The sequence below is a fragment of the Dethiothermospora halolimnae genome, from assembly GCF_037577855.1.
GTDB classification, from domain to species: Bacteria; Bacillota; Clostridia; order Tissierellales; family VENL01; genus Dethiothermospora; species Dethiothermospora halolimnae.
This window is the reverse complement of sequence record NZ_JBAKFX010000096.1, coordinates 1-7,647: the sequence shown is the minus strand read 5'-3', so window position 1 is coordinate 7,647 and position 7,647 is coordinate 1. Positions and strand designations below refer to the sequence as shown.

General features: G+C 27.3%; 10 protein-coding genes. All 10 read right to left on the bottom strand.

The genetic code is table 11. The features are described from left to right. On the bottom strand, positions 1-1,165 hold a 1,165-nt coding region (locus V6137_RS19945), incomplete at its 3' end, for a hypothetical protein (protein ID WP_425449724.1). A 35-nt stretch (positions 1,166-1,200) separates the two neighbouring features. Next, positions 1,201-1,392 (bottom strand): hypothetical protein, encoded by a 192-nt coding sequence (locus tag V6137_RS19940; protein WP_425449723.1) that lies wholly within the window; start codon positions 1,390-1,392, stop codon positions 1,201-1,203. Then, complete coding sequence (locus V6137_RS19935) at positions 1,370-1,537, bottom strand: hypothetical protein (RefSeq protein ID WP_425449722.1); 168 nt, start codon at positions 1,535-1,537, stop codon at positions 1,370-1,372. Before V6137_RS19935 ends, V6137_RS19940 begins: the two co-directional genes overlap by 23 nt. Before the next feature lies 1 nt (position 1,538). Continuing rightward, a complete protein-coding gene (locus V6137_RS19930) occupies positions 1,539-1,778 on the bottom strand; it encodes a hypothetical protein (RefSeq protein ID WP_425449721.1) in 240 nt (79 codons plus the stop codon). Further along, positions 1,771-1,971: a hypothetical protein gene (locus tag V6137_RS19925; protein ID WP_425449720.1), complete on the bottom strand. Its 201-nt coding sequence runs from the start codon at positions 1,969-1,971 to the stop codon at positions 1,771-1,773. Before V6137_RS19925 ends, V6137_RS19930 begins: the two co-directional genes overlap by 8 nt. A gap of 123 nt (positions 1,972-2,094) precedes the next feature. Beyond that, positions 2,095-4,005: a type IV secretory system conjugative DNA transfer family protein gene (locus V6137_RS19920; RefSeq protein WP_425449719.1), complete on the bottom strand. Its 1,911-nt coding sequence runs from the start codon at positions 4,003-4,005 to the stop codon at positions 2,095-2,097. Between the two features lie 35 nt (positions 4,006-4,040). Continuing rightward, a complete protein-coding gene (locus V6137_RS19915; protein WP_425449718.1) occupies positions 4,041-4,580 on the bottom strand; it encodes a hypothetical protein in 540 nt (179 codons plus the stop codon). 21 nt (positions 4,581-4,601) lie between these two features. Continuing rightward, the gene (locus tag V6137_RS19910; protein WP_425449717.1) at positions 4,602-5,528 is read right to left on the bottom strand and encodes a hypothetical protein; all 927 of its coding nucleotides are present in this window, start codon (positions 5,526-5,528) and stop codon (positions 4,602-4,604) included. Then, positions 5,512-6,120, bottom strand: coding sequence for a hypothetical protein (locus V6137_RS19905; protein WP_425449716.1), 609 nt, complete (start codon positions 6,118-6,120; stop codon positions 5,512-5,514). The genes V6137_RS19910 and V6137_RS19905 overlap by 17 nt, the downstream gene beginning before the upstream one ends. 820 nt (positions 6,121-6,940) lie before the next feature. After that, positions 6,941-7,504, bottom strand: a complete 564-nt coding sequence (locus tag V6137_RS19900) for a hypothetical protein (RefSeq protein ID WP_425449715.1) — start codon at positions 7,502-7,504, stop codon at positions 6,941-6,943. Between the last annotated feature and the right edge of the window lie 143 nt (positions 7,505-7,647).

Sequence of the window (7,647 nt, the reverse complement as noted above, 5' to 3'; positions counted from 1 at the left end):
AACTCATCATTCCATCATTATAAAGATCAGTACCTCTCATTCCTTCATTATAAATAAGTTCTTGTGTTTCATATAAGCCTAACAATGTCCTAATCCCAGAAAATACACTGAAAAGAAGCCCATAAATTTTATCTTCAAACCATCCTGTATCACTTTCAAATTTAGTGTCAATATTTCCATAATGCATACCCATATTTGTTCTAGAATGATTAGCTTGAAAAGCTAAATGATGAATAGTAAGCCAAGCTGTATCATTTCCACTATCAGCAAATTCAAAATTTGTACCTTCTGACTTTTCTATTAAAGCTTCTCCATTATTAATTCCATCAATAGGTATATAACCCTTTGGCATAGCATAAATAAATGGAGTTATAGATTTTACATTTACTTGATTACTTTGTCCATCTACCTCTTTCCATACATAAGCATACAAATTACCATTTTCATCAGCATGAGGTTTATATTTTCCTAAATTTTGTTTGTCAAAATTACTGTCTGGAAATTCTTCTGTTATTGTACTAGGCGTTTTGGTAGGATCTGTACCATACATTATGTGATAAATACTACCTTGTTTTGATGGCAATTTAGCTTCCTTAAATCCTCCTGTATCAGCACTAGGTCTTATGTATATTGAAGCTCTAATTAAATCATCTGTATCTTGATATTTCTTACCATCATTTACCATAGCTAACATACTATTTAAACTTGAAGTTAATGTACTAGATATTTGAAATGCTCTTTCTTGATCTTGAGCACCAGCATTGTAAGCACCAGCAATTAAATATTTATTTTCTTCTTTTGCTGGAAAAGTGAAAATCAAACCATCATCTACTTCTCCTGTTTCAGAAACACCATGAGCATCATCTCCTTCTAATTCAATATCTTTAAAATTATCAAGATTAGAACTTAAATCAAAAACATCTAATGGTTCTTTTTCTTTTGCTCTATAATCACCAAAATAACCTGTTTGGGCTTCTTGATGGTTTCCTTCCTTGAGATACCCAGGTTTGTCCGAATTCAAGTGGCTCATGTACTTATTATTTCTTTCATCTATAGTAATTTGAATATATACAGCATCATGAGCTTTTACATTTAATAATGGAGAAAAGAACATTTGAAATATTAAAAGTATAATTAGAACATTTTTAAATTGTTTATTTTTCATAAACCATTTCACCTCCTTATTTTGTTTATGAATTCTTATAAGTTATTTAAGAAGTCTGCTATTTCTTTTATTGTTTTAGCATTATCTTCTTTATATTTCATCTCTTCTACTTTTCCTTCTATCATTTCTTTTATATACTCATTTACAGTTATCTCTTTTTCTAGTGCTTTACTGCTTATATATTTAAGGCTTTCCTTGTTCAAATTAATTGTTATATTTATCCTCATCAAACTTGACCTCCTTTTTAGTTAAAATATAGTCTTTATCTTGTTTTTCTAAATTTATATAATAATCTTTGTTTAAATTCTCTTCTTTAATTTGATTCAATATTTCTTTTAAGTCATCTTTTTTATTGTCTTTATAAATGAACATATTATTTTTCCTCCTTTCCTTGTTTTTCTAACATATTTATTATTCTGTAAGCTTCCTCGACCATAATTAAACTTATTTGCTTTTGTTTATCTTTAGATAGTTTGGAATATTGGCCTTGAAGTAAATTATCTAATCTTTGTCTTTTGATTTTATAAGCTTTTAGCTTGCCATAATCTCCATCTGTAATTTCCTGTTTTAATTTATCTAAGTTATTAATTTGGTTAATTATTTTATTATTCACGCACTTCACCTCCCTTGAAAATAAATGCTTTACCTTCGCTTATCTCACTTTTTATAATTTCTAGATTTCTTCCAGTTTTTCTTATATACTTAAGCTCTAAATCTTTTGTGTGTTTCCCATATCTTTGCTTTACTTCTTCTTCTAAAACAGCTCTTATAAATTCATAAAATCTAAATGTTTCTGTTTTAATCATAAAATCTACTCTCCTTTCGTTTTTCTAGTTTTTATTTATATTTTATTTTAGATATTTTAAAGAAAATTATAATATAAAATTTGTTTTATTATGTATTAAAAAAAGCCCTATTGCTAGGACTTTTTAAATCACATCATCTAGTTTAAGATTATCTTGTAGTATTTTATTTATTGGCTTTTTAAGCTTTCCTTTTTTAGTTCTATATTTGTAAGGATTTATTCCCTTTTCCATTAATTTGTTATTCTCTATTACCATCTTGTCTAATTTTTTATTTAGCTCCCAAGGAATAAACTCTATATTTACTACTACTGGCTCTTGTACTGTATTATTTTTTATATACTTAATAGTTATTTCTCCAAACTCCCGATACATAATATCTGATGGTGAAAATCTAGCTTTCTCTTCTTCTACTATAGTTTTACTATCCGTTGGAGCATTAGGTTTATTCTGTTGTAAAATGTCAAATCTTTGCTTGGATACTCCTTTACTCACTCTTCTTTTAATAATTTCGCCAAATTCATCTGAATAATATTTTGCATCGGTGCTTGAAATACCTGGGTATATAAATGTATTTCTACAGTTGGTTTTAACTGTTTCTAAAAACCCTCTTCCAGCTTCTTCTTCAAAAAGGCTTAAAGATTGTGTTGCTAATACGGTAGCAACACGATAACTTCTACCTTGATTTAATAGATCTAACATGCCTTTATTAGCATACTTCTGTGATTCATCTAAAACTAATGTATGTGGCATACGGATATCTTCTAAACCATCTCTCCTAAGAACCGCTGATTGATAAGATAGTATTAAAAAATAACCTAGAAAAGAGCCTAAATCTCTTAATTTTCCTTGTGCTGTAGCAATACATATAATTAATTGTTCTCCTTTACCATCGTTATACAATCTATTCAAATGTTCATCAAATCTAATGTCCGATTTACCATTTTCAGGATTTAAAACTTTTCTCAAATACTTATTAGAAACTAATTTATCAACTTGCGATCTTACCCCAGATGTATGCTCTTGGGTTTTACTTTTCTCATTATAGTAATCTTGTCTAAAATAATTAATAATTTCTTCATTTTCGCTTTCAAGAGCTTTGTTATTAACTCTATTTTTGTTATACTCTTCAAATTGATTGATTATGCGTTTCCCTGCTCCTCCATTATCTCGAAGTAGATTATTCAAATCAATCAAAGTAGCATTATTGCCCTTTAATCTTTTAAATATCTTTAAGGCATTTCTTAACAGTTGCTCATTCATATCTTTGAAGAATTGGGGGCTATCTGGATTTAACATTTTAAATGTTGTAGTTATATCTTCTATAACATCATCCTCTGGCCCGTATAATGGATTAAAAGTAGGACAGGCTTCTAAAATTGGATTAAAATATATAGCTTTCCTTCCATAATGTTGTGCCATAGCATATATTTTTTCTGCTAAATCACCTTTTGGCTCTATAACTGTAATTCCAAAATCTTTATTTTTAATGTCTTGGTTAAGCCAAGGAATAAGTGATTGACTGGTTTTACCAGAACCAGTAGGTCCTAAGACTAGACTGTGAACAAATCTATCTTTAAAAGGAATATTAACAGGTTTCTTATTGCTTTGGTTAATTCCAACCTGTAAATCGCCTTTATTTTCTTTCTCACTCTTATTCTTAAATTTAAATTCCATTAATACTTTTACTATATTTTTAATGTTATCTAACTTTATTTCTTTTACTCTTATATAACTAAATACTAATACAAGTAGCATTATATAAATCATTATCTTTAGAAAAATATTTAGCTGAATTAAACTGTTTATATATACGGGTATATATATAATAGTAATTACTATTGTTATAATTAATCTTCTTTTGTTCTTTAAAATTATGTTCAGCACAATACCTAAAATTGAAAATCCCAAAAACAAAATTAGGCTCTTTCTGTTAAGAAAGAGCCCTGCTAAAAGCAAACTTTGTATAATAGTAAATAACCATAAAATCCAATTAACTTCTCTCTCTATATCTCTTATAAACTCTTTAATATTCATTTTTCTCTACCCTCCTTTCCTTTAATTTATTTAGTCTAAAAATCTTCACTTATAGATATATCTTCATCTTTTAACTCTTCTTTATTTATTTCATCATCTTTTATTTCTTCACTCTTATCTAACTCTTCTTTTATATCTTCTACTGGAATTTCTTCAATCTGCTCTGGCTGTTCCAATTCAAATTCTTCTTCTGGAGTTTTTTGTGCTTCTTCAAAACCTTCAATTTCATCATCCACAAATGCTTGTCCATCTACTTTATAAACAGTTTTATTGTCTTTCTTCTTAAAAATCTCATCTAGACTATACGGATACTCATATAAATCTATTAAGTAGTTTATAAATTCTTTTAATAGATTCAATTCTTTGTGATATAATGTATCTTCTTTACCCTTTCTAGTTAATAAATCTGTATGTTTTTTAACTCCCTCAAATCTATCTCCTATTTTGTTAAAGATATACATTCTATTCTTTATATTTATATTCTCTAAATCTATATTTTTAAATATCCTTTTAATATCCCATAATATTCTTTCATCTACCTCTATTTCTTTTTCTTGTATAAATTGATTAATCATAAAATTATCCTCCTTTTATTTTTAGTATTTTGATCTGCTGTGGCTAAAAAACTTTTTTATATTTAAATTAGTAAATTTTATAAACTTAAAACTAGAACAATTTATATATTTTTCTTCTCTTTTAATTTCTATTTCATTTATTTTTTTAATAGTATCTTTTAAATCTTCTTTAGTCTGTTTGCTTAAATATGGAGTGTTATATTCTTTAAGCCATTTAAGACTTATAAACTCATAATTTTCTATATCATAGGAACAAATATTTAGACTAAAAAATACATTCTCTTTATTTATATTTGAGTTAATAAGTTCTATTTTTTCTACTATTTTGTTAGGGTCTATATTGCTATTCACATCAAACAGGGTAAATGTAAGCATATATTCATCTCTGTTATTCCTACTTACTTTTTCTAAGAAGATATTGTGATTTTTAAATTCTTCTAAACAGTCTTCTCCTAATAGAAATTTATTGTTTTCTACGAATGAAATAAACTGCTGTCTTTTATCTGGATAAAAAGTATTATAATGCTCTACAATAAATGTACTCCTAGTAAGGCTACCAATATCTCTTCTTAAACTTATTTTCTTTCCAATTGCTAACTGTGAAGCTCTTGTTAATTCGATAATAGATTTATTCCAATACATTTCTTTATTTATAAGCTTATATTTTTCCATCTCTTTTACCATCTCTCTTGTTCTCCTTGGTGCTTCTCCATGTACCTTTTCCATATAATCACTTAATTGCTGGTAAAACACTCTACCCCTACCAATATGGTATATATACTTTATATACTTATAATAGAAAAGCTTAATATAAAGGTCCTGAATAGGACTTATTTTATCTAATGTTAATGTTATGGTTTTATCTTCTGTATTAATAAATTTTTTTAATACTTCTTTATCTATATCACTCAATTTTGGTGTTTTTTTAATTTTAATTGGCTTTGTCATAGTCTACACTTACCTCCTTTCCTATAAGTTCTTTTACATATGCTTCTTTAGCATCTATATCCTTTTGGGTGTATGTTTTTGTAGTTATCTCTATTACCTTCATCTCTACCGTTCTTGTTATATTTGTTATTTCAGATGTTGTTTTAAAGGATGGTACTACCAAATCTGGAGGACTTGTACCTTTTAACTTTCCCCACCTTTTAACCACATCATTTTCCGTTAAAGCAATGTCTTGTTCATATTCTGTAAGGTTAGAATACTTCTCAAATAATTTAACATCATGCGGAGTTCCTTTAGTTGTAGGCTTGTAAAGACAATCTACTGTAGCTAAATTTTCTTTTACCCACTTTTTGCCTTGGTCTGTTAATCTAAAACAATAGGTAGCTTTTTTACCTTTTTTACCATCTACCATTATAGGCTCTTTTTTTAGATAACCTTCCTTTATAAATCTCCTTAACCTTTTTTCTTTTGTATTGTAATACTTACTTGTTTGTTCTGCTGTAGCTCTACCTGTTTTTGCTAGAGCTTGGAATAATCTACGATCCTTAGTCATAAAAGTTAGCTGTGTGGATTTTTTTCTACCTTTTGCCATAGGCTTCACCTCCTTGGAATTAGTTTTGAATTAGTTTTGTTTTTGGCTTTTGCTTCTTGTTTTTTCTTTTTATCTTTGAGTGAAGTTTGAAGTAGCTTGAATGATCACTACCTCTCCCCCGATAGCTAGACAGGCCACGGGGTTTGTGAGTAGGAAAAATTAGAGGCTTTGCATCGGTCGCCTTGGCGAAATTTTTACGTTAAGCTCACAAACGGATAGATATACGTCCATTTCAGCTCCCTTTTCAAATTGCTTTTTATTTGTAAAGGGTGCTGGAATGGTAGCACTTTATTACCAATTCTCCTTGGGTATTTAGATAGGATTATTGGGAATAAGGTGCGTGTATGTCCCGTGGGCTGTCTTGCTATTAAAACAGTGTTATATGTCTAGCTATTAAAACAGTGTTTAAGGGGGAGAGGTGTCCATTTCAAGCACGAAATCAAACTTCAGTGCTTTTAACGTTTTTATATTATAAGAAATTAGGCGTAATTTATAACTAAAATAATAAAAAAAATAGACTTTCATAAAAAAAGTCTACTGCTTCTTCTTAATCTTATTTAAATATTTCTTACATTCAAAACCACATTAAACTATTTATATCTAAAAGTAATTACTTTATATATATGAGTTAATTACTCCATAAAGTTCCTAACTTTTAAGGGTTTTATATTTTCATAAAAAATATATACTTCACTAATCATTTTTAGTTAAAAAATCTGATAAAATCCTCATGATAATTAAATCTAGTACGGTATATATAATATATATACATAAGTATTTAAGGTATAAAAAAATAGAACCTTAATTTATAAAGGCTCTATTATCCAAAATAATCATCTAAAACTTTATTTATAACATCTCTTTTATAATTATTGTAGAGAAAATTTTTAAATCTCTTATTTTTTTCCATTTTAATTTTAATATATTCATATCTTTTTTCTCTATTATTTAATTTTTCACACTTCTTTAATATATTATAAAACTCTTTCTTTATTTTTCTTACTTCCAAATTCGCATCTGAAAATAAATTTAATAAAGATTTAGATGGAATTTTAATATTATCTAGATTATAATAGCAAACTCTTCTTTTTCCAATTTTCTTTGTGTATCTTTTTATAAACTCCTTCTTCTTATCCTCATCTGTTTTCTTTTTTCTATTATTTCGCTTTTTCCAGTTTTGTTTATATAAATCCAACATATTATAATCCTCAGCAAATTTTTTCTTGCTTCCATACACCTTGTCTATAAAATATAATATTCTCATGCCTTTTTTTGTTTTCATTAATTTTTTGTCTGTATGTAGATAATTGTCTTCTTTACATTTCTTAGCATATTCTTTTAGCACTTTAATTTTTTCTTCTTTTGTGTATTTTAAAGGTCTCATTTCATCATCCTCCCTTCCTTCCTATATTATCTATACTTTTATTTTATTTATTTTATATTATTTTATAACAAATAAGGGTATTAAAAAAAGCCCATTTGGGCTTTATAAGGTTTAATTAATCTATTATTTTATAGTATTTTTCT